General features: G+C 62.3%; 20 protein-coding genes. 15 read left to right on the forward strand and 5 right to left on the reverse strand.

The annotated features are described in order from the left end of the window. Window positions 1-14: 14 nt before the first annotated feature. Window positions 15-398: a BlaI/MecI/CopY family transcriptional regulator gene (locus AB4Z19_RS10895; RefSeq protein ID WP_442026690.1), complete on the reverse strand. Its 384-nt coding sequence runs from the start codon at window positions 396-398 to the stop codon at window positions 15-17. 18 nt (window positions 399-416) lie between these two features. Further along, window positions 417-1,802 (reverse strand): leucine-rich repeat-containing protein kinase family protein, encoded by a 1,386-nt coding sequence (locus AB4Z19_RS10900; RefSeq protein WP_442026692.1) that lies wholly within the window; start codon window positions 1,800-1,802, stop codon window positions 417-419. Between the two features lie 241 nt (window positions 1,803-2,043). Between AB4Z19_RS10900 and AB4Z19_RS10905 the strand changes: the two genes are divergently transcribed. The 6 genes from AB4Z19_RS10905 to AB4Z19_RS10930 all read left to right on the forward strand — a co-directional run bounded on the left by AB4Z19_RS10905 (window position 2,044) and on the right by AB4Z19_RS10930 (window position 9,972). Further along, window positions 2,044-4,899, forward strand: coding sequence for a 2-oxoglutarate dehydrogenase E1 component (locus tag AB4Z19_RS10905; protein WP_442035247.1), 2,856 nt, complete (start codon window positions 2,044-2,046; stop codon window positions 4,897-4,899). A 73-nt stretch (window positions 4,900-4,972) separates the two neighbouring features. Then, window positions 4,973-6,235, forward strand: a complete 1,263-nt coding sequence (odhB, locus tag AB4Z19_RS10910; RefSeq protein ID WP_442035248.1) for a 2-oxoglutarate dehydrogenase complex dihydrolipoyllysine-residue succinyltransferase — start codon at window positions 4,973-4,975, stop codon at window positions 6,233-6,235. Between the two features lie 97 nt (window positions 6,236-6,332). Further along, on the forward strand, window positions 6,333-6,665 hold the full coding sequence (locus tag AB4Z19_RS10915) for a PspC domain-containing protein (RefSeq protein ID WP_442029076.1): 333 nt from the start codon (window positions 6,333-6,335) through the stop codon (window positions 6,663-6,665). A gap of 3 nt (window positions 6,666-6,668) precedes the next feature. Then, a complete protein-coding gene (lpdA, locus tag AB4Z19_RS10920) occupies window positions 6,669-8,099 on the forward strand; it encodes a dihydrolipoyl dehydrogenase (protein ID WP_442029077.1) in 1,431 nt (476 codons plus the stop codon). 75 nt (window positions 8,100-8,174) lie between these two features. Then, entirely contained in the window at window positions 8,175-9,272 is a 1,098-nt protein-coding gene (zapE, locus tag AB4Z19_RS10925) for a cell division protein ZapE (protein ID WP_442035249.1), read from the forward strand. Window positions 9,273-9,285: 13 nt separating this feature from the next. After that, entirely contained in the window at window positions 9,286-9,972 is a 687-nt protein-coding gene (locus tag AB4Z19_RS10930; protein ID WP_442028492.1) for a hypothetical protein, read from the forward strand. Window positions 9,973-10,035: 63 nt separating this feature from the next. Here the strand turns inward: AB4Z19_RS10930 and AB4Z19_RS10935 are convergent, their stop codons facing one another. Next, complete coding sequence (locus tag AB4Z19_RS10935) at window positions 10,036-10,842, reverse strand: PP2C family protein-serine/threonine phosphatase (protein WP_442028493.1); 807 nt, start codon at window positions 10,840-10,842, stop codon at window positions 10,036-10,038. Window positions 10,843-10,950: 108 nt separating this feature from the next. Here AB4Z19_RS10935 and AB4Z19_RS10940 point away from each other — a divergent pair, with 108 nt between their 5' ends. The 3 genes from AB4Z19_RS10940 to AB4Z19_RS10950 are packed head-to-tail and all read left to right on the forward strand — an operon-like array spanning window position 10,951 to window position 14,240. Further along, entirely contained in the window at window positions 10,951-11,151 is a 201-nt protein-coding gene (locus tag AB4Z19_RS10940; RefSeq protein WP_395400657.1) for a YdcH family protein, read from the forward strand. Window positions 11,152-11,176: 25 nt separating this feature from the next. Beyond that, window positions 11,177-13,192 carry an ATP-dependent DNA helicase gene (locus AB4Z19_RS10945; protein WP_442028495.1) on the forward strand — a complete coding sequence of 672 codons (2,016 nt, stop codon included), beginning with the start codon at window positions 11,177-11,179 and terminating at the stop codon, window positions 13,190-13,192. Between the two features lies 1 nt (window position 13,193). After that, window positions 13,194-14,240: a DUF2157 domain-containing protein gene (locus tag AB4Z19_RS10950; RefSeq protein WP_442035250.1), complete on the forward strand. Its 1,047-nt coding sequence runs from the start codon at window positions 13,194-13,196 to the stop codon at window positions 14,238-14,240. Window positions 14,241-14,244: 4 nt separating this feature from the next. Here the strand turns inward: AB4Z19_RS10950 and AB4Z19_RS10955 are convergent, their stop codons facing one another. Then, on the reverse strand, window positions 14,245-15,024 hold the full coding sequence (locus tag AB4Z19_RS10955) for an alpha/beta fold hydrolase (RefSeq protein WP_442027508.1): 780 nt from the start codon (window positions 15,022-15,024) through the stop codon (window positions 14,245-14,247). A gap of 176 nt (window positions 15,025-15,200) precedes the next feature. On the opposite strand from AB4Z19_RS10955, the gene AB4Z19_RS10960 reads away from it, so the two are divergent. Continuing rightward, window positions 15,201-15,869 carry a DUF6683 family protein gene (locus AB4Z19_RS10960; protein ID WP_442027507.1) on the forward strand — a complete coding sequence of 223 codons (669 nt, stop codon included), beginning with the start codon at window positions 15,201-15,203 and terminating at the stop codon, window positions 15,867-15,869. 4 nt (window positions 15,870-15,873) lie between these two features. On the opposite strand, the gene AB4Z19_RS10965 is transcribed toward AB4Z19_RS10960, so the two are convergent. Continuing rightward, complete coding sequence (locus AB4Z19_RS10965; RefSeq protein WP_442027506.1) at window positions 15,874-16,848, reverse strand: NADPH:quinone oxidoreductase family protein; 975 nt, start codon at window positions 16,846-16,848, stop codon at window positions 15,874-15,876. A 119-nt stretch (window positions 16,849-16,967) separates the two neighbouring features. Between AB4Z19_RS10965 and AB4Z19_RS10970 the strand changes: the two genes are divergently transcribed. From AB4Z19_RS10970 to AB4Z19_RS10990, 5 genes are all read left to right on the forward strand, one after another. Continuing rightward, window positions 16,968-17,579: a toll/interleukin-1 receptor domain-containing protein gene (locus tag AB4Z19_RS10970; RefSeq protein WP_442035251.1), complete on the forward strand. Its 612-nt coding sequence runs from the start codon at window positions 16,968-16,970 to the stop codon at window positions 17,577-17,579. A gap of 8 nt (window positions 17,580-17,587) precedes the next feature. Then, entirely contained in the window at window positions 17,588-18,757 is a 1,170-nt protein-coding gene (locus AB4Z19_RS10975) for a tyrosine-protein kinase family protein (protein ID WP_442027502.1), read from the forward strand. A 94-nt stretch (window positions 18,758-18,851) separates the two neighbouring features. Next, window positions 18,852-19,589, forward strand: a complete 738-nt coding sequence (surE, locus tag AB4Z19_RS10980; protein ID WP_442022919.1) for a 5'/3'-nucleotidase SurE — start codon at window positions 18,852-18,854, stop codon at window positions 19,587-19,589. After that, the gene (locus AB4Z19_RS10985) at window positions 19,586-20,458 is read left to right on the forward strand and encodes a protein-L-isoaspartate(D-aspartate) O-methyltransferase (RefSeq protein WP_442035252.1); all 873 of its coding nucleotides are present in this window, start codon (window positions 19,586-19,588) and stop codon (window positions 20,456-20,458) included. The genes surE and AB4Z19_RS10985 overlap by 4 nt, the downstream gene beginning before the upstream one ends. Before the next feature lie 17 nt (window positions 20,459-20,475). Continuing rightward, window positions 20,476-21,369 carry a peptidoglycan DD-metalloendopeptidase family protein gene (locus AB4Z19_RS10990; protein ID WP_442035253.1) on the forward strand — a complete coding sequence of 298 codons (894 nt, stop codon included), beginning with the start codon at window positions 20,476-20,478 and terminating at the stop codon, window positions 21,367-21,369. Window position 21,370 lies beyond the last annotated feature (1 nt).

Below are 21,370 nucleotides of genomic sequence, written 5' to 3' on the forward strand. Positions count from 1 at the left end.
CTTCTGCCGTGGGTTTACTTTTCCTCGTCGAGAAGCTGCTGGATTTCCGCGCGCTCCTTGGCGGTGACGTGGCCGCCGCGCAGGGCGGCGAGGATCAGCGCTTTGCCGGAACCGGCAAACGCCTTGTGGATCAGGTCCTTGAGCAGGCTGGTCTGTAGCGAGTCCTTTTCCTGGGCGGGCGCGTAGACGTGGGCTTTCTGGCTTTCGTCACGCGTCAGCAGACCTTTGGTGTGCATGACCTGCAGCGTGCGCAGGACCGTGGCGTATTGCATGTCCGGACGCGTTTCGACGGCAGCCTGGTGAACCTGGCGTGCCGTTGCCGAGCCGCCTGATGCAAACAGCAGGCGCAGCATTTCCAGTTCGGCGGCGGTTGGTTTGGGGAGGGCGTTCGTGCTCATGAACCTAGAATAAATTATCTAGATCGATTTGTCTAGCGCGGCGAGGCGGCGCTCAATTTGTGCGAACAGCGGCCGGGCGGGCGGGGCGGCGAGGCAGTCGTCGCGTAAGGCAGCAAGGGTCGTTAGCAGCGCGACGGCTTGAGCGCCGGGCGGGGCCTCGATGCGGTCGAGAAGTTCTTCCAGCAGACAGCCAAAGGCGCGTACCTCGAGGCGCTGGAGCCAGGTTGTGTCCGGGTTATAGAAAGCTGCGGCACCGAAGTCACCCAGCAGAGGATTGCCTTGCGAGCAATGCAGAATGTTGTGCGCGTAGAGGTCGCCGTGCAGGATGCCGCGCGTGTGTAGTTGGCGGGCCGCCGAGGCGATGCCGGTGGCGATGCGCAGGGCCGACTGTAAATCGAAGCGTTTGTCGGCTGCGTAGATGTCGCGGGTGCAACTGTCCAGCGAGGGCGGGCCGGCCAGGTTGCGGTAGTGCGGATCGATCAGGGTCAGCACCAAACCGTGCGTTCCCGCCGGGTGGCCGATCACGCGGCCCAGCACGGGAATGAGGTTGGGGTGGGCGCCCGCGGCGATGCAGGCGTCCATTTCGGAGTCAGGCAGGCCGTCGCTGGTGACGGCGCCTTTAAATAGCTTGACTGCGACGGGCCGCTCGCCCAGCGTAGCGGCGAAGATGACGCCGGAGGCGCCTTCGCCAAGCTGCCAGCCCATGTGCAGCGCGGACCAGGGCACGTCCGGGCAGTCGCTGGCGGGCGTGCCGGGCTGCGCGCCGCGCGAAAAGGCGGGCGGCATGGCTGCGGATGGCGCGGCAGGGGCGGCAGGGGCGGCAGGGGCGGCAGGTGCGGGAGCGCGGAGATCGAATGGGTTGCCGGCGATGGCGAGCCAGGACAGGCGCGGCAGGCCGGCCAGCCAGTGCGGCAAATCGGTCAATTGATTGGCTGCGAGGCGCAGCAGTTCGAGCGTATAGCAGCCCGCCAGCGACGCGGGCAGGGTGCGCAGGCGGTTCCCCGCCAGCATCAGCTTCTGCAGCGGACGCAAACCGAGTTCCTCCGGCAGCGACTCCACTTGATTATCCGTCAACACCAGCCAGCGCAGCCGCGGCGGCAGCGCGCGCGCCGATACCGTGCGGATGCGGCACGATTTGAAGCCGATCATGGTCAGTTCGCTGCACGATCCCAGCACTTCCGGCAGATGCGTGAAGGGATTATTAGAGCAGAAAATAATCCTCAGCCGATGCAGCCTCGGCAGGTCATCCGGAAGCTCAACAAGTGCGTTATTGGAAAGGTCGAGTATTTCCAGCGAATCAGCCAGCGAATAAATCTCAGGTGGGAATTCCGTCAGACCGCAAGCCAGTTGCAAGCGCGTGATGCCGGCCAGCCGGCCAGCGCGAAGATCTTCTAAGGTGTGCATTGACGGAGTTTATCACTTGGTAAAAAACTCATGATTGAAAAGAAGGCAAGCCAAATAAAGGCGAAGGTTGTTGCTCTTCAACGCATCGTGCTATGCTAGGCGACCGTTTTTGGAAATTCTGGAAACAACAGAGCCCTTCCCCCACAACTTGATGTGCAATCCGCTAACCGGTCAGGCCGTGTCGCGGAAGGTTAGATTAACCCGCTAATTCCTCGCGAAGCGCGAAGAAAGGTGAGCAAAAATGATGCAACAACAGACGTCCACTTCCTACCTGTTTGGGGGGAATGCGCCGTACGTAGAGGAACTCTACGAAGCGTACCTCCAGAACCCAGGTTCCGTGCCAGATAACTGGCGCGCTTACTTCGACGCCATGCAGCACGTACCGGCTGTCGATGGTTCCACCAAGCCAGACGTCGTCCACTCGTCCGTAATCGCCTCCTTCGCCGAGCGCGCAAAGTCCGGTCCAATCCGCACCGTGGTCGCATCCGGCGACGCCGAAATGGGCCGCAAGCGCGTGGCCGCCACCCAGTTGATCGCAGCCTACCGCTACCTTGGCTCTCGCTGGGCAAACCTGGACCCGCTGCAGCGCCAGGAACGTCCGAACATCCAGGAACTGGAACCATCCTTCTACGGCTTCACCGATGCCGACCAGGACACCGTCTTCAACATCAGCAACACCTACTTTGGTCCAGAGACCGCGACCCTTCGCGACCTGACCAACTTCCTGAAAGACACCTACACCCGTTCGATCGGCGCGGAGTACATGTACATCTCCGACCCGGCCGAAAAGCGCTGGCTGCAGGAGCGCGTGGAATCGATCCGTTCCACCCCGAACTTCACCGCCGAAAAGAAAAAGCACATCCTGGAGCGTCTGACCGCCGCTGAAGGCCTGGAGCGCTACCTCCACACCAAATACGTCGGCCAGAAGCGCTTCTCGCTGGAAGGCGGCGAAACATTCATCGCTTCGCTGGACGAAGTGATCCAGCGCGCCGGCGAAAAGGGCGTGCAGGAAATCGTGATCGGCATGGCCCACCGCGGCCGTCTGAACGTGCTGGTGAACACCCTGGGCAAGGCGCCTAAGGACCTGTTCGAAGAATTCGAAGGCAAGCACGCCGACGACCTGCCGGCCGGCGACGTGAAATACCACCAGGGCTTCTCGTCCGACATCTCCACCGCAGGCGGCCCGGTCCACCTGTCGCTGGCGTTCAACCCGTCCCACCTGGAAATCGTCAACCCGGTGGTTGAAGGTTCCGTGAAGGCCCGTATGGACCGCCGCGGCGACGTCAAAGGCGCGCAAGTGCTGCCTATCCTGGTGCACGGCGATGCAGCATTCGCCGGCCAGGGCGTTGTGATGGAAACCCTGAACCTGGCGCAGACCCGCGGCTACGGCACCGGCGGCACTGTTCACATCGTGATCAACAACCAGATCGGCTTCACCACTTCCGATCCGCGCGATGCACGTTCCACCATCTACTGCTCCGACGTCGTGAAGATGATCGAAGCGCCGGTGCTGCACGTGAACGCCGACGATCCTGAAGCTGTAGTGCTGGCATCCCAGATCGCTCTGGACTACCGCCAGCAGTTCGGCAAGGACATCGTTGTCGACATCATCTGCTACCGCAAACTGGGCCACAACGAGCAGGACACCCCGGCGCTGACCCAGCCGCTGATGTACAAGAAGATCGCCAAGCACCCAGGCACCCGCAAGCTGTACGCGGACAAGCTGATCGCCCAGGGCGTGATCCCGGCCGATGGCGGCGACGCCATGGTGGCCGAATACCGCGCTGCGATGGACGCCGGCAAGCACACCGTCGATCCAGTGATCTCCAACTTCAAGAACAAGTACGCCGTTGATTGGCTGCCGTTCCTGAACCGCAAGTGGACCGACGCGGCCGATACCGCTGTTCCGCTGACCGAACTGAAGCGCCTGGCCACCCGTATCACCACCGTGCCGGAAGACTTCAAAGTCCACTCGCTGGTCGAGAAAGTGCTGGGCGACCGCGCCGCCATGGGCCGTGGTGAAGTGAACCTGGACTGGGGCATGGGCGAACACCTGGCCTACGCGTCCCTGGTGTCCTCCGGCTACGCTGTCCGCCTGACCGGCCAGGACGCGGGCCGCGGCACCTTCACCCACCGCCACGCCGTACTGCACGACCAGAACCGCGAACGTTGGGACGCCGGCACCTACATCCCACTGCAGAACATCGCTGAAGGCCAGGCGCCGTTCACCGTGATCGACTCCGTGCTGTCCGAAGAGGCAGTGCTGGGCTTCGAATACGGCTACTCGACCGCCGAGCCAAACACCCTGACCATCTGGGAAGGCCAGTTCGGCGACTTCGTCAACGGCGCCCAGGTTGTGATCGACCAGTTCATCAGCTCCGGCGAAGTGAAGTGGGGCCGCGCTTCCGGCCTGGTGCTGCTGCTGCCGCACGGCTACGAAGGCCAGGGTCCTGAGCACTCGTCCGCACGTCCAGAGCGCTTCCTGCAGCTGTGCGCTGACAACAATATGCAAGTTGTGCAGCCGAGTACCGCATCGCAGATCTTCCACGTGCTGCGTCGCCAGATGGTGCGCCAGTTCCGCAAGCCACTGGTCATCCTGAGCCCGAAATCGCTGCTGCGTAACAAGGACGCAGGTTCGGCACTGACCGAACTGGCCAAAGGCGCCTTCCAGACCGTGATCGGTGAAGTCGATGAGAAGATCGACGCCAAGAAGGTCAAGCGCGTGATCGCCTGCTCCGGCAAGGTGTATTACGACCTGGCCAATGCCCGCAAAACCCGCGGCCAAACCGATACGGCCATCATCCGTATCGAACAGCTGTATCCATTCCCGCACAAGGCCTTCGCTGCTGAACTGAAGAAGTTCCCGAACCTGGCCGAAGTGGTGTGGGCACAGGACGAGCCGCAGAACCAGGGTCCATGGTTCCAGATCCAGCACAACATCTTCGAGTCCATGGAATCGGGCCAGCGCCTGGCTTACGCCGGCCGTCCTGCTTCCGCATCGCCAGCTGTCGGTTACTACGACAAGCACTATGCACAGCAGAAGGATCTGCTGGAGACGGCATTCTCGAAGCTGAAGGGCTTCATTCTGACCAAGTAATCATGCGGGCGCGCCGCACCGCCAATCAGCGCGGGCGGCGCACACAAACAAAAAGACACGGAGTTAAATAAACATGGCACAAATCGAAGTTAAAGTTCCCCAACTGTCGGAATCCGTCGCTGAAGCGACCCTGCTGGCCTGGCACAAGAAAGTCGGCGAGGCAGTGACCCGCGACGAAAACATGATCGACATCGAAACCGACAAGGTTGTTCTGGAACTGCCGGCACCTGACAGCGGCGTCGTTGTTCAGATCATCAAGAACGACGGCGCCACCGTCGTTGCCGGCGAAGTGATCGCCATCATCGATACCGCTGCAACCGCGGGCGCTTCGGCTCCGGCCGCAACCGCTGCTGCGCCTGCTGCTGCACCAGCCGCTGCTCCTGCAGCCGCCGCACCAGCTGCTGGCGGCGCGAAGGGCGACGTGGCAATGCCTGCCGCCGCCAAGATCCTGTCCGAAGCCGGCATCGCCGCTTCCGACGTCGCCGGTTCCGGCCGCGATGGCCGCGTGACCAAGGGCGACGCCCTGGCTGCTGCCGCAGCACCGAAGCCAGCTGCTCCAGCTCCACTGGCGCCAGCCGCTCCTAAAGCATCGCTGCCGAAAGTTGGCGCACCTGCCGCTCCGGCAAACCTGGGCGACCGTCCGGAAGAGCGCGTGCCAATGAGCCGTCTGCGCGCACGTATCGCCGAGCGCCTGGTTGAGTCCCAGTCCACCAACGCCATCCTGACCACCTTCAACGAAGTGGACATGAAGCCGGTGATGGACCTGCGTAACAAGTACAAGGACAAGTTCGAGAAAGAACACGGCGTGAAGCTGGGCTTCATGTCCTTCTTCGTGAAGGCCGCGGTGCACGCACTGAAGAAGTACCCGATCCTGAACGCTTCGGTTGACGGCAACGACATCGTCTACCACGGCTACTTCGACATCGGTATCGCTGTGGGCTCCCCACGCGGCCTGGTGGTGCCGATCCTGCGCAACGCCGACCAGATGTCCATCGCTGAAATCGAGAAGAAGATCGGCGAATTCGGCGCCAAGGCGAAAGAAGGCAAGCTGACCCTGGAAGACCTGACCGGCGGTACCTTCTCCATCTCGAACGGCGGCACCTTCGGCTCCATGCTGTCGACCCCGATCATCAACCCACCACAATCCGCGATCCTGGGCGTTCACGCGACCAAGGACCGCGCTGTCGTGGTTGACGGTCAGATCGTCATCCGTCCGATGAATTACCTGGCAATGTCCTACGACCACCGCATCATCGACGGCCGCGAAGCCGTCCTGGGCCTGGTGGCAATGAAGGAAGCGCTGGAAGATCCTGCACGCCTGCTGCTGGACCTGTAATTCAAACCCACGGCGTAAAACAGGTGGCAGCCACGAGGTGGCTGCCACCAGGTTTCCGCCCCTGGTTTTTTGGCGTAGATCGCAGAAGAGAGGTTTCATGAGCGTCTCGGAAGAAATCAAGCGTCTGCACGAGCTGCATCAGGCTGGTGCTTTGAGCGATGAAGAATTTGCCCGCGCCAAGGAGCGCCTGCTGAACGGCGCCACGCCGGCCGGCGACAAGGACATCGCATCCGAATTCAGCAGCCTGCGCCGCTCGCGCACGGACCGCTGGCTCGGAGGCGTGTGCGGCGGCATCGCGAAAGCGTCCGGCGTGGATTCGTGGATCTGGCGCCTGGTGTTCACACTCTTCACGATTACCTTCGGCTTCGGAGGGGTGATCTATCTCCTGCTATGGATATTCGTCCCTGAGGACGAGATGACTGGATATTAAGACATGAGCAAACAATTTGACGTAGTAGTTATCGGCGCCGGTCCTGGCGGCTACATCGCTGCCATCCGCGCAGCACAACTGGGCTTCTCCGTGGCCTGTATCGACGAGTGGGCGAACGAAAAGGGCGGCCCGGCTCCTGGCGGCACCTGCACCAACGTAGGCTGCATCCCGTCCAAGGCACTGCTGCAATCGTCCGAGCACTACGACCACGCACAGCACAGCTTCAAGGAACACGGCATCAACGTGGAAGGTATCTCCTTCGACGTGGCGCAAATGCTGAAGCGTAAGAACACCGTTGTGAAGCAGAACAACGACGGCATCCTGTTCCTGTTCAAAAAGAACAAGGTGACCTTCTTCCACGGCCGCGGCGCATTCGCCGGCGCTGCTGGCGCTGAAGGCTACCCGATCGCCATCACCGGCACCACCACCGACAGCATCACCGGCAAGCACATCATCGTTGCGACCGGCTCCAATCCGCGTGCATTGCCTGGCGCACCGTTCGACGAGAAACTGATCCTGTCGAACACCGGCGCACTGGCCATCGAATCCGTCCCTGCCAACCTGGGCGTGATCGGCGCCGGCGTGATCGGGCTGGAACTGGGCTCCGTATGGCGCCGTCTGGGCTCCAAGGTCACCGTGCTGGAAGGTCTGCCGACCTTCCTGGGCGCTGTCGACGAGCAGATCGCCAAGGAAGCGCACAAGCTGCTGACCAAGCAGGGCCTGTCCATCAACCTGTCCTGCAAGATCACCAAGGTCGAAGCGGGCAAGGACAATGTGTCGGTTGAATACACCGACGCCGCCGGCGCAGAACAGAAAGTCACCTTCGACAAGCTGATCGTCTCCATCGGCCGCGTTGCCAACACCATCGGCCTGGGCGCCGACAAAGTGGGCCTGGCGACCGACGAGCGCGGCATGATCACCGTGGACGACGACTGCAAGACCAACCTGCCGAACGTATGGGCGATCGGCGACGTGGTGCGCGGCCCGATGCTGGCGCACAAGGCGGAAGAAGAAGCGGTTGCCGTGGCTGAGCGTATCGCCGGCCAGCATGGCCACACCAACTTCAACACCCTGCCGTCCGTGATCTACACCCATCCGGAAATCGCTTCCGTGGGCAAGACCGAGCAGCAGCTGAAGGCTGAAGGCGTGCAGTACAAAGCCGGCACCTTCCCATTCCTGGCGAACGGCCGCGCACGCGCGCTGGGGGACACCAACGGCATGGTGAAGTTCCTGGCCGACGCTAACACCGACGAGATCCTGGGCGTTCACATCGTGGGTCCGATGGCTTCCGAGCTGATCTCCGAAGCGGTTGTTGCGATGGAGTTCAAGGCTTCTTCCGAAGACATCGCTCGCATCTGCCACGCACACCCATCGCTGTCCGAGGCGACCAAGGAAGCTGCGCTGGCCGTTGACAAGCGCACGCTCAACTTCTGATCGGGCAATCGGCGGATCGATGATCCGCCCTACGCAGTGTCGTAGGGCGGGTCATTGACCCGCCGAATTTCATTCATGAACGTCCAAGAGTTCTATCAACACGCGCTCACGCAGCGCGACTTCAAAGCCGACGCCGCGCAGAAGCGTGCCGTCGATCGCCTGCAGCAGTGCTACGACGAATGGGTAGCGTACAAAGCCCAGCGCTCGAACAGCTTCAAACGCCTGATCAACCGTCCGACGCCTCCGCGTGGCGTGTACATGTGGGGCGGAGTAGGGCGCGGCAAATCCTTCCTGATGGATTCCTTCTATTCGGTGGTGCCCCTGGTGCGCAAGACGCGCCTGCACTTCCACGAATTCATGCGCGACGTGCACATGCAGCTGGACGAACTGCGCGGCGTGGAAGATCCGCTGGATGAAGTAGCCAAGCGCATCGCCAAGAAATTCCGCCTGATCTGCTTTGATGAATTTCACGTATCGGATGTGGCCGACGCCATGATCCTGTACAACCTGATGAAGGCGCTGTACGACAATGGCGTGTCCTTCATCATGACTTCGAATTACGAGCCGTCCACGCTGTACCCGGACGGCCTGCACCGCGACCGCATCCTGCCCACCATCGCCCTGCTGAAGGAGAAGATGGATGTGCTGAACGTGGACGCCGGCGTGGACTACCGCGGCCGCGCGCTGGAGCAGGTGGATGCCTATCACACGCCGCTCAACGCCCAGACCGACGCCAAGTTGCGCGACGCTTTTGCCGGCGTTGCTGAAACCGCAGACGAGAACCCGGTCATTACCGTTGAAGGCCGCGAGCTGAAGGCCCTGCGTAAGGCCGGCACGATTATCTGGTTCGATTTCGCGACCCTGTGCGGCGGCCCGCGCTCGCAGAACGACTACCTGGAAATCGCCAGCCGCTTCCATACCGTGATATTGTCCGGGATACCGATGATGTCGGCCGGCCAGTCGTCCGAAGCGCGCCGCTTTACCTGGCTGATCGACGTGTTCTACGACCAGAAAGTAAAGCTCATCATGTCGGCCGAAGTCGAGCCGGAAGAGCTGTACACGACCGGCATGCTGGCCAATGAATTCCACCGTACCGTGTCGCGTATCGTCGAGATGCAGTCGCGCGAGTATATGGAAAAAGAACAGCGCGGCGCTGCCGCAGCGCTGAGCTGACAAGGAGAAGAATTTGAAAAACTGGATGTGGCTTGCACTGTTCCTGCCCGGCGTCGCGCTGGCGCAGGACATCGGCCGTCCCATCACCGACCCGGCAGTGCCCCAGACCCACTCCGTCGAACAGGCGGATGCCAAGCTGCTGCAGGTGAAGAAGGATCGCGACGTGACCGAAACGGAGTTCGTCGAAGCCGAGAAGGTGTGCTACACCAAGTTCTTCGTCAATAACTGCCTGGACAAGGCCAAGGAAAAGCGCCGCGCGCGCCTGGCCGATATCCGCGCGGTGGAAGTGGAAGCCAATTACTTCAAGCGCCGTCACGCCGTCGAACTGCGTGACCGCGACCTGGAAGACCGCGCGCAGAAGGATGCGGCGGAGGAAGCGCAGCGCCTGGCGAATCCGAAGCCGCAGCGCGCAGACCCTTCCGATAAGCCGGCGCCGAAGCCGGATGCCATCACGCCGGAACAGCGCCAGGCACGGCACGATGCGGAGGAGAAGAAGCGCGTAGCGAAGGAGGCCGCCGAAGCTCCGAAGCGCGCAGCCAATGCCGCCGCGTTCGAGCGCCGCAAAGCTGATTCCGAAAAACGCCAGGCGGAAGTGGCGCAGAAGAAGGCGGAGAAGGAAGAGAAGAGGCGCAAGCGCGAAGCGGCCAAGGCGGCCGAAGCTGCGAAAGCCGCCTCCGCGCCGCAACCGGCGGGTCAATGACCCGCCCTACGCAACACCGCGGCTCGGCGTAGGGCGGATCATCCGATCCGCCGGGCGCCGGCGTCACACTGCCTTGCGCAATTTCTGGACGGTGTAATTCACTTCTTCTTTCGGCGGGGCGACCAGCTTGAGGATCGCCATCGAGCAGTTGTCGCCCTTGCCCTGCGCGCGTTCGCGCGCCTTGTTGATCAGCATTTCCGACGCCTCGCGTGGTGACTTCTTGGCCACGACCGTAGCCAGTTCGGCATCGGTAAAGTAAGACCACAGACCATCGGAACAGAGCAGGAAAGCATCGCCTGCTTTCAGTTCCTCCTGCACACCAACAGTCACAAACGGTTCCTTCTGCTTATTGCCCAGCACGTTGGCGAGCAGCTTGGAACTGCGGTGCTTGCGCGCTGCATCTTCCGGCAAACCATCGCGCAGAATCAGGTGCGCGATGTAGTCGGCATCGTTACTTCTTGCAACACATTCCTTGTTGGAAAAACGATACAAGCGCGAGTCGCCAACCACCGCCCACACGATCTGGCGCTGCGGCGTGAGCATCAGCAGCACCATGGTGGACTGCGGTTCGCTCGCACCGGTAAGGGGATTCATTACGAGGATCTGATGGGTGTCATGCGCGATTTCACGCAGCAGGTCTTGCAAGCGAGTCAGGTTGGCGACGTCCGCCGCGCGGTACTCGTCAAACAATTGCTTGGCTGTGTGCAATAACTGGTCGGAGCCGACCGCACCGCCGCTGACGCCGTCCGCCAGCACGGCCAGCACATAGCCCGGCGCCTTTGGCGTCGTGAACAATGCAACCCGGTCATTTTGCTGGGGGCGGCTGCCAATGTGCTGAGCAGTGCCGGCTTCGATCTTGTATGCGCTCATAAGTCCTTCATGTGACTGCTTTTTTCCGATGCTTACCTGAGTTAAACTATGCACCGGACTGCAGTTTTGTTGCAAGTATAGATTGTTTCCTGAGCGAAATACCACCCCATGACCAACGTAGAAGAAATCCAGCGCCGCATTATCGAACTCGATGTCGAGCATCGCGACCTGGACGCCGTGATCGAAATGTTGACCCTGGATGGTCATCACGATCAACTACAGTTGCGCCGCCTCAAGAAGCGAAAATTGCAACTGAAAGACTATATCACCCTGCTGAAAATGCAATTGGTGCCCGACGTACCGGCCTGAGCAGGGCCATTAACTCCGTTTCCCCTTGACCGAACAACAGTTGACGCCCGCCGTTCCCGGCGAGCCCGAGCTGCCATTGGAGCCGCCCGGAAAACATGATGCAGAGATCGAACGTCTGTTCGGCACCGGCGGTCCGCTGGGGCCCGCAGTCGGAGGCTTTCGTCCGCGCAAATCACAGACCGAGATGGCCAAAGCCATCGCCGGCGCCATTGACCAGCAGCAAACCCTGATCGCCGAGGCCGGCACGGGCACGGGCAAGACCTTTGCGTATCTGGTGCCCGCCCTGATGTGGGGCGGCAAGACCATCGTTTCCACCGGCACCAAAAACTTGCAGGACCAGCTCTTCCTGCGTGATATCCCGACCGTGCGCGCCGCACTGCAGGCGCCGGTATCGGTGGCGCTGCTGAAGGGCAGGGGCAACTACCTCTGTCACTACCACCTGGAACGCACGCTGCAGAACGGCCGCATGACCTCGCGCGAGGACGTGGGCCACTTGCGTGAAATCTCGCGCTTCCTGAAAATGACCAGCACCGGCGACAAGGCTGAGCTGGCGCGCGTGCCGGAAAATGCACTGATCTGGAACCTGGTGACCTCCACCCGCGAAAACTGCATGGGCCAGGAGTGCCAGTATTACCAGGACTGCTTCGTGATGAAGGCGCGCCGCGAGGCGCAGCAGGCGGACGTGGTGGTGGTCAATCACCACCTGTTCTTTGCCGACGTGGCGCTGAAGGATACCGGCGTGGCCGAGCTGCTGCCGTCCGCCAACACCGTGATCTTCGACGAGGCGCACCAGCTGCCCGATACCGCCACGCTGTTCTTCGGCGAGACGGTATCGACCTCGCATGTGCTGGAACTGTGCCGCGATGTGCTGGCCGAGGGCCTGGCGCACGCGCGCGATGGCGCCGACTGGGCCAAGGTCGTGACGCCGGTGGAAAAGGCCGCGCGCGACCTGCGTCTGACCTTCTCGCAAGACATTGTGCGCCTGTCGCTGCCGCAGATCGCGCCGTCCTCCGATTTTTTCCCTGCGCTGCAAACGCTGAAGGACGAGTTGATCGACATGGTCGCCGTGCTGGAACGCACCGCCGAACGCGCGGAGACGATCGAGCAATGCCGCGTGCGTGGCGCCGAGCTGTCGCAAAAACTGGAAGCCTGGAAGTTCGATCCAAAGGCCAAGGTAACGCCAGGCGAGGAAGCCGTGTACTGGGTTGAAGCTTTCCAAAGCTCGCTGCAGCTGCATAAGACGCCGCTGTCCATCGCGCCGATCTTCAACGGCCAGCGCGAAGGCGTGCCGCGCAGCTGGATCTTCACTTCCGCCACGCTGGCGGTAAAGAACGACTTCAAGCACTTCGCCCAGCAGCTTGGCCTGGAAAACGAAGTGGCGCGCAGCTGGCCGAGCCCCTTCAACTACGAGCAGCAGGGCATCCTGTATGTGCCGACCGGCCTGCCGGACCCGAACTCGATGGGCTACACGGACGCGGTGCTCGATATGGCACTGCCTATCATCGAAGCGGCCGGCGGACGCACCTTCCTGCTGTGCACCACGCTGCGCGCCGTCAAGCGCGCTGCCGAGCGCCTGCGCGATGAATTCGACAAGCGCGGCCTGAACTTCCCGCTGTTCGTGCAGGGCGACCGCGGCCGCACCGAGCTGCTGGATCAGTTCCGCAAAGCCGGCAACGGCGTGCTGATTGGCTCGCAGAGTTTCTGGGAAGGCGTCGACGTGCGGGGCGATGCGCTGTCGCTGGTCATCATCGACAAGCTGCCGTTTGCGCCGCCGGATGATCCCGTGCTGGCCGCCCGCATCGAAGTGATGGAGCGCCAGGGCCTGAACGGCTTCATGGGACACACGCTGCCCGAAGCCATCATCAACCTGAAGCAGGGCGCGGGCCGCTTGATCCGCGACGAATCCGACCGCGGTGTGCTGATGCTGTGCGACCCGCGCGTGATCAGCAAACCGTACGGCCGCCGCATCTGGCAAAGTCTGCCGCCATTCAAACGCACGCGCGAAGCGGCCGAGGTCATAGCGTTTTTCAAGGAGGAGTGAAATGAAACTGACGCGCACAATGCTTGATGAAGCAGTATCGGAAGGTCTGCTGGCAAACGAGCAGGCGGCGCGGCTGTGGAATTTTCTCCTCGCGCATGAGCAGGACACCCCGGCATTCAAGCCGGCGCATATTCTCTATTATCTCGGTGGCCTGATTGCAATCGGCGCCATGTCGCTGTTCATGAACGTCGGCTGGGAGCAGTTCGGCGGCAGCGGACTTTTCTGCATTTCCCTGTGCTATATGGCCGCGGCCATCGGCGGCGTCGAATGGATGCTGGCGCGGCGCCTGGTGCTGCCGGCAGGCTTGCTGGCGGCGCTGGCCGTGGTGCTGGTGCCGCTGGCAGTCTATGGTCTGCAGCACATGCTGGGTTACTGGGCCGAGGGGCGCCACCCGGCGTACCGTGACTTCCACCAGTACATCGACTGGCGCTGGATCTTCATGGAACTGGCCACATTGGCCGCCGGCGCCGTGGCGCTGTGGCGCTATCGCCTGCCGTTCACCGTGATGCCGGTTGCCGTTACGCTGTGGTACATGAGCATGGACATCGTGCCCATGCTGCTGGGAGGCGATACTTACAGCTTCTTCTCGCACGAAGGCAAAATCATTTCGACCGTGTTCGGCCTGGCGATGACGCTGGTCGCGCTGTGGATCGACCTGCGCACGCGCAGCGCGAAGGATTACGCCTTCTGGCTGTACCTGTGGGGTGTGCTGGCTTTCTGGGGCGGCTTGAGCAGCATGGACTCGGGCAGCGAATTCGGCAAGCTGGTGTATTGCCTGATCAATGTGCTGATGATCGGTATCGGCGCGGCCTTGTCGCGGCGCGTGTTTGCCGTATTTGGCGGCTTGGGGATTGCCGGCTATCTGGGGCACCTGTCGTACTCGGTCTTCCGCGACAGCCTGTTGTTCCCGGTCGCGCTGACTGCCATCGGTATTGGTGTCATCGCGGCCGGGATATTCTGGCAGCGGCGTGAGGCGGCCATTGGCGCCAGCCTGCGCGGGGTGTTGCCGGAACCCCTGCGCCTGCTGGTCGAACGCCGCGCGGCTTAGCCGCTTAGTTGGCGCTGGCTGCGTTTTCGATCAGGTCAGCCACTTCCTTCGGGTGAGATGTCATCACCACGTGCGATGCGCCATCGATCACCACCGTCTTGCGCGAGCTGGCGCGGTCGGCCATGAATTGCAGCGCAGCGGCCGGGATATTCTTGTCGGCCTTGCCGTACACGAAGTAGGACGGGATAGTCTTCCAGGTCGCCTCTTCGGTCTTCTCGGTCAGCGCTGCTTCAGTAATCGGACGCTGGCCCGCTGCCATCAGGGCTGCTTTCGCGGCCGGCACGTCGGCGGCGAACTGTTTCGGGAACTTGTCCTGCTGGATGTACAGGTCCTTGTTGCCGTCGGCCAGAATCACCGGCGCAGCCAGGGTAGGGCCGAGGGTACTGCCCGGGAATTTGCCCGACAGCTCCAGCGCGGTTTCACCGGCATCCGGCGCAAACGCGGCCACATACACCATGGCCTTCACATTCTGGTTGCCGCTGGCCGCAGCGGTAATCACCGCGCCGCCGTAGGAGTGGCCGACCAGCACGACCGGGCCCTGGATGCCCTTCACGATGCTGGACACATAAGCGCCATCGCCCTTCACACTGCGCAGCGGGTTCGCCGCGCCGACCACTTTATAACCATCCTTGATCAGTTTTTGCGACACGCCATCCCAGCTGGAGGAGTCGGCAAACGCGCCGTGTACCAGCACGATGGTTGGACGTTCCGCAGCAAGGGCAGCGGAGCCGCCGAACAGGGTAGCAGCGGCGATGGCGGTAGCGGCGAAGAATTTGGCTTTCATGGTTTTTCCTTTCGTAAGTGAGTTGATGTGCGAATAATAGCGTGCTAAACATTATTGCGCAAGTGTTTAGTGTGATAAATAATTATGACGTGACTTGCACACAGTGCGATTCGCTTGGCGTGCGGAGACTTTATCGCTAATCTTCGTCGACCTTCCACCTCCCAACGAGGCCGTCGATGAAACACTGTTTGGCATTGCTGGCGCTGCTGGCTGGCGCCGCACCCGTCGCGCACAGCCAGTGCTGCGGCTATGGCATGAGCTACGACAATGTGGTGGTGTGGCCGGTGCCCGACTTGCGCGTGCCGGTGCCGTCGGCGGGTGCGCCGAGAAAATCGGCACCGCCAGTGCTGGCCAAGGCGAAACCTGCGGTGCAAGCGAACGCACACAAACTGGCGCAGCACTTCCCACTCAACAAGCGGGCCGAGATGGAGCGCCTGTACGTCCAGAGCATGGACATCTACCTGAAGGTCGAGAAGAAAATGGGGTGGACGCCGCGCGATATGGCGGGCGGGCTGGCGGCTTTCTTGGTCGGGAATTACATGGTCCTGAAAAATTCCGAAGTGTCGGATGAGGAATTCAACGCTGTGGCCCGCCAGTTGCGTGCGCAGGAAAAGCTGCAGTCGGTCACCAGCCATAACGATGCCGACAAGCTGCGCGACGTCTTCGAGCAGAGCGCCATGGTGGGCGCCTTCATGGCTTTGGCCTACAAGTCCCATCAGCAAACGCCGCAGCCGCCGGCCATCTACGACAATATGCGCAATGCGGCGCGGGAAAATCTGCAGCTGGTGCTGAAGGGCGATCCGGACCGGCTGGCCATCGACAAGACCGGCATGCGTTTCGAATAGCCGCTCAGGGCTTGATGACGACCTTGCCGGTGACTTTGCGTGCGGCCATGTCGTTCAGCGCGTGGGCCGTCTCGGCCAGCGGATAGCGCGCCGAGATGTGCGGGCGGATCTTGCCTTCGCTGAGCCAGCCAAGCAGCTGCTGCATGCCGGCCAGATTGGCCTTGGGTTCGCGCTTGGTGAACTCGCCCCAGAACACGCCCACGATGGACGCGCCCTTGAGCAAGGCCAGGTTCAAAGGCAGCTTGGGGATCTCGCCATTGGCGAAGCCGACGACCAGATAGCGCCCGCGCCAGGCGATGGAGCGGAAGGCCGGATCGGAGTAGTCGCCGCCGACCGGGTCGTAAATCACATCCGGTCCTTTGCCGCCGGTGGCATTCTTGATCGCTTCGCGTAAATCTTCCTTGCTGTAGTTGATCAGCACATCCGCGCCGTGCGCTTTGCAGACGGCGAGCTTGCCGTCGCTGGACGCCGCCGCGATCACGCGTGCACCCATGGCCTTGCCGATCTCGATCGCCGCCAGGCCCACGCCTCCCGCTGCACCCAGCACCAGCATGGTTTCGCCGTGCTTCAGCGCTGCGCGGTCGACCACCGCGTGATGCGACGTGCCGTAGGTGAGGGTGATGGAAGCGGCGGTGTCGAAGTCCATCCCTTCCGGCATCGGCATCAGCGCGGCGGCGGGCACCAGCAGCTGTTCCGCGAAGCCGCCGTGGGCGGAAAAAGCGATCACGCGGTCACCCGGCTTTACGTTTGACACGCCTTCGCCCACTGCGCGCACCACGCCCGCCACCTCGTTCCCAGGCGTGAAGGGCAGGGAAGGCTTGTACTGATATTTGCCCTGGATGATCAGCACATCGGGGAAGTTCACACCGGCGGCCTTCACGTCCAGCACGACATGGCCGGCCGTCGCAACGGGATCGGCCACGTCCTCCAGATGCAGGGTGTCGGGCAGGCCCCAGTCTTTGCACACAATCGCTTTCATCTCCACTCCAGGCATCGAACGATCGTTCTATTATGCCCCAGAACGGTTTGCGCATGCGCAAAGAGAGAATGGGGCAGGACGCTACAGTGGCCTGGACGGCAGAAAGAAGAGGTAACGCCATGTCCACGTCCATTCGATACGGCTGTTTCTTCAGTTACGCGCACGGCCAGCACGCCTATATGAGCAAGTTCAAGGACGATCTGATCGAGGCCCTGAAGTGCTATCTGGAGCCGCATTTCGACACCGAAAAGGAGCTGTTCGTCGATAGTGAACAGCTCGGCGGCGGCGATGATCTGGACCGCCGCATTGCGCTGGCCCTGTGTCAGAGCGTGTGCATGATCGTGATCTACACGCCCAAATACGAAGCCCACGGCTACACCCGGCGCGAGTTCGCAGCCATGCAGCTGCTGGAGGCCGAACGCAGCCAGTGGTATGAGCTGCCCAGCCATCTGATCATCCCGGTCATCATGACCCGCCACCCGCTCAATCTGCCGCCACAGATCAGCGAACCGGGCATGTATGTGGACTTTTCACGCTATACCCTGGCCACCGGCGATTTGAAGACCAACCCGGACTTCGTGCCCGATATCCGCAAGATGGTGGACCGCATCGTCATGCACTACCACCACCTGCGCTACAGCATGCCGGCCGGCCACGATTGCAGCCGCTTCGTGCTGCCACCCATGCCCCCGGAGTGGCGCAGCGCTCCGCCTCCCCATTTCCCCCGTTGAGGTTAGCCATGGAACTCGTCCGCCAACCACATCCCGCGCCCACCGTGGCCGGAGAAGTCGCCACCTTCTATTCCTATAAAGGCGGCGTCGGCCGCACGATGGCCCTGGCCAATGTGGCGGCGCTGCTGACGCGCCGCGGGATTCCGGTGCTGATGGTGGATTGGGATCTGGATGCGCCCAGCCTGCATTACTACTTTCCCGGCGACGGCGAGCACCCCGGCGTGCTGGAACTGTTCGAAGCCTGCCGCGAGCAGCTGCGCAGCCGCCACGGTGCAGCGCCCGATGCGGAACTGGCCGGCAAGGTGCTCGATGCCGTCGGCTGGGAGCAGTATGTGACCCGCGTCGACCAGGCCCATCCCCTGTATTTGATGCGTGCCGGGCGGCTGGATGGCCATCACGCCGAGCGCGCCTCGCGCCTGGACTGGCAAGCCATGTTCGATGCCTGTCCCTCGCTGTTCCGCGCGCTGGCGGAACGCATGGCGGCGCGTTTTTCGCATGTGCTGATCGATTCGCGCAGCGGGCGTGCCGACAGCGCGGGCATTTGCACCACCTTGCTGCCGACGCGGCTGGTGCTGGTGTTCACGCCCAGCCGTCCCCAGCTCGACGGACTGGAAGCCCTGATCGCCCGCGCCACCACCTACCGCCGCAGCCACGAAGACGAGCAGCGCCCTTTGCTGGTCTATCCGCTGCCGGCCCGCATCGACGCCGGCGATCCGGCTTTGCGCGCACTGTGGCGGCGCGGCGATATCGAGCGCCGCGTGCCTGGCTACCAGCCGATGTTCGAGCGGGCGCTGGCCGAGGCTTACGGTTACACGCGCATGTCGCTGGAAGGCTACTTCGACCGCGTCCAGTTGCAGCAGTGCGGCGGCCATGCCTGCGGCGAACCGCTCCCCGCGCTGGAAGAGGAGGGAGACTGCTTTTCGCTCGCCCACAGCTACGAGGCTTTTCTTGGCTGGTTTCAGAAGGGGCTGTGTCCCTGGGAGGCGCTGGCGGAAACGCCGCTGCCTGTCGCAGCGCCGCTGGCGCAGGATCTGGGAAGTGTGCTGTTTGCGCCGCATGAGCTGAACAATCACCACAAGTTACTGGCCGAGCAGGATAGGGCGTCATACTGGCAGCCCCGGCGCGGACGTGGCGGTCCGGCCGGGCCGCGCAAGGCCGACCTGGCTGAGCCCGGTTAACACCCGTTGAGTGAGCACAAGCTTGCAAAATTATTAGCCATTCGGACCCGCCGCATGCGCTTGGCGGCCATTGCTTCAGGTAAAATTCTCTGTCATGAGAATCCTGATTAGCAACGACGACGGCTACCTGGCACCCGGCATCAACGCCCTGGCCGATGCGCTGGCCCCCATTGCCGATATCGTGGTGGTAGCGCCTGACAGCAACCGTTCCGGCGCCTCCAATTCGCTGACGCTGGACCGTCCATTGTCCGTGCAGCAAGCCGCCAACGGTTTCTATTTTGTCAATGGTACGCCCACCGACTGCGTCCACGTGGCCCTGACCGGCATGCTGGACAAGCTGCCCGACCTGGTGGTGTCCGGCATCAACAACGGCCCGAATATGGGCGACGACACGCTGTACTCCGGCACGGTGGCGGCGGCCACGGAAGGTTATCTGTTTGGCATTCCCGCCATCGCTTTCTCGCAAGGCGCCTACGGCTGGGCGCATGTGGACGCCGCCGCCAAAGTGGCGCGCGACATCGTGCAGCGCTATATGGATGCGCTGGAAAAGCCGTATCTGCTGAATGTGAACATTCCGACCCTGCCGTATGAAGAGCTGGGGCCGCTGACCCCGACCCGCCTGGGCCGGCGCCATCAGGCGGAACCCGTGATCAAGCAGCAGGACCCGCGCGGCCGCGACATCTACTGGATTGGCCCGCCCGGCGCCTGCAAGGATGCGGGCGAGGGCACCGATTTTCATGCCGTTGCCAGCGGACGTGTTTCCGTCACCCCGCTGCAGATCGACCTGACGCACAAGACCCAACTCGATTCCTTGGCAAAGGCCCTCGCATGAGCGACAAGACCCGCCAGTTCCCACTGCCCCTGTCATCCGTCACGGACAAGGCCCAGAAGAAACAGCAGGTCTTTTCCCCCGTGGCCACGCCGCAAACGGCCACGCAGAATGCGGCCCGCACCGCCGCCAACAGTCCATGGAAACCGCCCACCGTGGTGGCCACGCCCTCCCGTTCGCATGCGTACGCGATGGAGCGCTCGCAGCCGCTGCCGGCTGCCGCACCACGCCAGAATCCGCTGGTGTCGGACGCGGTACGGCGCGCCATGGTGCAGCGCGTCGCCAACCAGGGCGTGCAGGACCAGGTGGTGCTGGAGGCGCTGGCCCGCGTGCCGCGCCACGCCTTCATGGACGAAGGCCTGGCATCGCAGGCCTATATTGACGCATCGCTGCCCATCGGCCACCACCAGACCATCTCCCAGCCCTATATCGTGGCGCGCATGATCGAGGTCCTGCGCAATGGCGCGGCGCTGCAGCGCGTGCTCGAAATCGGTACCGGCTGCGGTTACCAGGCCGCTGTTTTAGCCTGTGTTGCGCAAGAGGTGTATTCCATTGAGCGTATTAAACCGTTACATGAGCTGGCGAAAGCCAACTTGCGCCCGATGAGGGTACCGAACATTCGATTGCACTATGGAGATGGTATGCTAGGCTTGCCGCAAGCCGCCCCCTTCGATGGCATAATTCTGGCCGCTGCCGGCCTGGAAGTGCCACAAGCCCTGCTGGAGCAACTGAGCATCGGCGGCCGTCTGGTCGCCCCAGTAGGGGGCCGCACCCAACATTTAGAGCTGGTCACACGCGTCGCTAAGGCTGAATGGGTCAGCCAGACGCTGGAGGACTGCCATTTCGTGCCGCTGCGGTCCGGCACAGTATGAAACCACTGAAGATGAGAATGACGAAGAAAAGTTCCCTATTGCTGTTGACGATGCTGCTGGCGCTGAGCGCCTGTACCACGGCCCCGAACCAGGCGCCTGTCGTTGACCGTACCCCCGTAGTAACGCCACCGCCAGTCGCCAAGCCGGCGCCAGTTGAAGAACCGAAGGACAAGGACGGGTACTACACCGTCCGCAAGGGCGATACCCTGATCCGCATCGCGCTGGAACATGGCCTGAATTACCGCGACCTGGCGGCCTGGAACAATCTGTCCAATGCGGACGACATCAAGGTCGACCAGTCCCTGCGCGTGAAGCCACCGGAAGGTGTGGTCACGGCTGCCGTGACGCCGCCGCCGCCGCTGGTCGTGCCACCCAAGAAAACCACGCCGAAGGGCGACAAGAAGCCTTACACCGACAGCAATCTGGCGGAGATGCAGAAGCCGGAAGGCGAGAACGGCAAGGCTGAAAAACCGGTCCAGGTGGCCAGCGTTGCGCCAGCCCCGGCACCGGCTGCGGCCGCGCCGGCCCTGAGCGCGGAAGACCGCGAACTGACCTGGATCTGGCCGTCGGACGGCAAAGTGATCGCCTCCTTCGATGAGGGCAAAAACAAAGGTATCGATATCGCCGGGCGTCCGGGACAACAAGTGTTGGCTGCCGGTGCAGGAAAAGTGATGTATGCAGGCAGCGGCATCCGCGGATATGGTAATCTCGTCATTGTGAAGCACAGTAACAGCCTGTTGTCGGCTTATGCCCATAACCGGACCATCCTCGTGAAGGAGGGCCAGAGTGTGAGCAAGGGCCAGACAATTGCTGAAATGGGGGACTCCGATACCGACACCGTCAAGCTGCACTTTGAGATAAGGCAGCAGGGCAAGCCGGTGGACCCGTCGAAATTCCTGCCTAACCGCTAGG

Source organism: Pseudoduganella sp. RAF19 (assembly GCF_052114165.1).
Classification (GTDB): Bacteria; Pseudomonadota; Gammaproteobacteria; order Burkholderiales; family Burkholderiaceae_D; genus Rugamonas.

What these genes read in the sequence shown, in the direction of transcription:
- AB4Z19_RS10895 (WP_442026690.1), bottom strand. Translation starts at nt 398, where the DNA reads ATGAGCACGAACGCCCTCCCCAAACCAACCGCCGCCGAACTGGAAATG.
- AB4Z19_RS10915 (WP_442029076.1), top strand. Translation starts at nt 6,333, where the DNA reads ATGAGCGTCTCGGAAGAAATCAAGCGTCTGCACGAGCTGCATCAGGCT.
- surE (WP_442022919.1), top strand. Translation starts at nt 18,852, where the DNA reads ATGAGAATCCTGATTAGCAACGACGACGGCTACCTGGCACCCGGCATC.
- lpdA (WP_442029077.1), top strand. Translation starts at nt 6,669, where the DNA reads ATGAGCAAACAATTTGACGTAGTAGTTATCGGCGCCGGTCCTGGCGGC.
- AB4Z19_RS10960 (WP_442027507.1), top strand. Translation starts at nt 15,201, where the DNA reads ATGAAACACTGTTTGGCATTGCTGGCGCTGCTGGCTGGCGCCGCACCC.
- AB4Z19_RS10955 (WP_442027508.1), bottom strand. Translation starts at nt 15,024, where the DNA reads ATGAAAGCCAAATTCTTCGCCGCTACCGCCATCGCCGCTGCTACCCTG.
- AB4Z19_RS10905 (WP_442035247.1), top strand. Translation starts at nt 2,044, where the DNA reads ATGATGCAACAACAGACGTCCACTTCCTACCTGTTTGGGGGGAATGCG.
- AB4Z19_RS10940 (WP_395400657.1), top strand. Translation starts at nt 10,951, where the DNA reads ATGACCAACGTAGAAGAAATCCAGCGCCGCATTATCGAACTCGATGTC.
- AB4Z19_RS10990 (WP_442035253.1), top strand. Translation starts at nt 20,476, where the DNA reads ATGACGAAGAAAAGTTCCCTATTGCTGTTGACGATGCTGCTGGCGCTG.
- AB4Z19_RS10950 (WP_442035250.1), top strand. Translation starts at nt 13,194, where the DNA reads ATGAAACTGACGCGCACAATGCTTGATGAAGCAGTATCGGAAGGTCTG.
- AB4Z19_RS10935 (WP_442028493.1), bottom strand. Translation starts at nt 10,842, where the DNA reads ATGAGCGCATACAAGATCGAAGCCGGCACTGCTCAGCACATTGGCAGC.
- AB4Z19_RS10975 (WP_442027502.1), top strand. Translation starts at nt 17,588, where the DNA reads ATGGAACTCGTCCGCCAACCACATCCCGCGCCCACCGTGGCCGGAGAA.
- odhB (WP_442035248.1), top strand. Translation starts at nt 4,973, where the DNA reads ATGGCACAAATCGAAGTTAAAGTTCCCCAACTGTCGGAATCCGTCGCT.
- AB4Z19_RS10900 (WP_442026692.1), bottom strand. Translation starts at nt 1,802, where the DNA reads ATGCACACCTTAGAAGATCTTCGCGCTGGCCGGCTGGCCGGCATCACG.
- AB4Z19_RS10970 (WP_442035251.1), top strand. Translation starts at nt 16,968, where the DNA reads ATGTCCACGTCCATTCGATACGGCTGTTTCTTCAGTTACGCGCACGGC.
- zapE (WP_442035249.1), top strand. Translation starts at nt 8,175, where the DNA reads ATGAACGTCCAAGAGTTCTATCAACACGCGCTCACGCAGCGCGACTTC.
- AB4Z19_RS10965 (WP_442027506.1), bottom strand. Translation starts at nt 16,848, where the DNA reads ATGAAAGCGATTGTGTGCAAAGACTGGGGCCTGCCCGACACCCTGCAT.
- AB4Z19_RS10985 (WP_442035252.1), top strand. Translation starts at nt 19,586, where the DNA reads ATGAGCGACAAGACCCGCCAGTTCCCACTGCCCCTGTCATCCGTCACG.